The organism is Bacillus gaemokensis (assembly GCF_001590835.1).
Taxonomy (GTDB): Bacteria; Bacillota; Bacilli; order Bacillales; family Bacillaceae_G; genus Bacillus_A; species Bacillus_A gaemokensis.
This window is the reverse complement of sequence record NZ_LTAQ01000043.1, coordinates 4392-6133: the sequence shown is the minus strand read 5'-3', so window position 1 is coordinate 6133 and position 1742 is coordinate 4392. Positions and strand designations below refer to the sequence as shown.

1 protein-coding gene and 1 pseudogene are annotated in these 1742 nt (G+C 34.3%); one reads left to right on the top strand and one right to left on the bottom strand.

Annotation, left to right across the window (positions count from 1 at the left end; translation table 11 throughout):
- Positions 1-410 precede the first annotated feature (410 nt).
- Positions 411-968, top strand: a pseudogene (locus tag AZF08_RS31505) (N-acetylmuramoyl-L-alanine amidase); the annotation flags it as partial.
- An 84-nt stretch (positions 969-1052) separates the two neighbouring features.
- On the opposite strand, the gene AZF08_RS21380 reads toward AZF08_RS31505, so the two are convergent.
- Positions 1053-1403 (bottom strand): hypothetical protein, encoded by a 351-nt coding sequence (locus AZF08_RS21380; protein WP_033679141.1) that lies wholly within the window; start codon positions 1401-1403, stop codon positions 1053-1055.
- Positions 1404-1742 lie beyond the last annotated feature (339 nt).

Below are 1742 nucleotides of genomic sequence, written 5' to 3'. Positions count from 1 at the left end.
AATGCAAATTCGAATCATTTTCGTACCCCAACTATTGATCGTCTTTTTCACCTATTATAATTAGATATTTAGAATTTCATTATAAAAAACTGTAAAAAAATAACCAATCCCTTAACGTACAGGAAGCGGTTGAAAAATGTGTCTAAACGTACAATTTTCTTTTTTTGATATGGTGACCCCATCGCCATCAAGCTAAGGTTTTGAAGTACCCCCTAAATGAAAATTTTCTTTCTCTACAGTTAGTTATTTTGAGAAGTCAGCTCATTTTTTTGTTTTGGGGGTGTTTACTTTTCTTAAGTTGATGGGCATGGCCTCATCATATCATTTCGGGAATTTTGTACGTTTAGACACAATTTCGTCACAATTAATCCCTTTTACTGTACGCTAAGAAATATTTGTTCAGAAAATCTTACCTAAAAAGTCATGGTGTATCAGAAGCACAATTCCGCGCTGATGTACAACGTGCATACAATAATTCTAATGTCGAAGTTTCAGTTCCGGAACAACCATCTAAACCAGCAGAAGTACCAACAGCTGTTACTGATGGCGTGGCATACATTCAAGGCAACAACGTTAATTTGCGTAAAGGTCCAGATACAAGCTACTCTAAAATTCGCCAATTGAACAAACCGGAGGCATATGTTGTTTGGGCTGAAAAAGATGGTTGGTTAAATCTTGGTGGCGATCAATGGATTAAATACAATTCTTCTTATGTGAAATTCGATAAGAAAAGTACAGTAGATTCATCTATTGTAGGCAAACGTGTTGTTTCTAAAGTGGACAACCTACGTTTCTATCATTCTGCTTCTTGGCACGATAAAGATGTCGCCGGTTTTGTAGATGCAGGATTAGGATTTTCAATCGATGCGAAAGTAACTGTGAATGGTTCACCGTAATACAAAGTACACAACAGCAAAGGCAAAACATACTATGTAACTGCAAATGAAGCCTATGTATATGTGAAGTAGGGAATAAAAAAGGACATCTTCCTCATTTGAAGATGTCCTTTTTTATATGGTAGCTTTTTATTTTTTTTAGTATTTTAATAAAAATTAGATTACCTCAAACTCATAGTATACACTTTTCCCATTACTTTGAGTTACTTTAACTACGGCGAAACCTGTGCCTACAACGTCCATTCTAACTTTTCCATTCTTTTTTACCGTAATTTCTATAACATCTGAGTCCCCTTCCGTTAACCTGGCAGCGACACCATCTTCAATTCTGTATTCACCAACATGCCAACAGTCTTTGCATGTCTTCGAGGAAGCGGTTGCAATTTTTGTGTTCTTTGTTATCGTTTCATCTTTTGCATACAAGCTACCAGTCGATGCATCAGCGATACCATTTGTGCTTAACAAAATCATTGTAGTTAATAAACCTACACAAAATTTTTTTAACATAAATTAATCCCCCTTTTGGTTTAGTACAATTGAAATCTACCATTTCTACTCGTTTATGTAAATATTTGTTATATTTTAGAAATAATTTACGGATAATTCAGTTTTTTAACTGAAAAATAAGCCTATGTATATGTGAAAAGAGGGATTCTCCAGACTTGGGGAATCCCTCTTTTTTTTATTTCGCATCAATAATATTTATAAATTTAAGAGTAATCCTGTTATAAAAGGCATCCGTACATAGGTTCTGTTGCAAAGTTTTGTTAAAGTTAAATGGTGCCAACAAAAAGTTGTACATTTTATGCGATTGTTAGTAGCTCCTGTAATTCATTGTATGTCGAA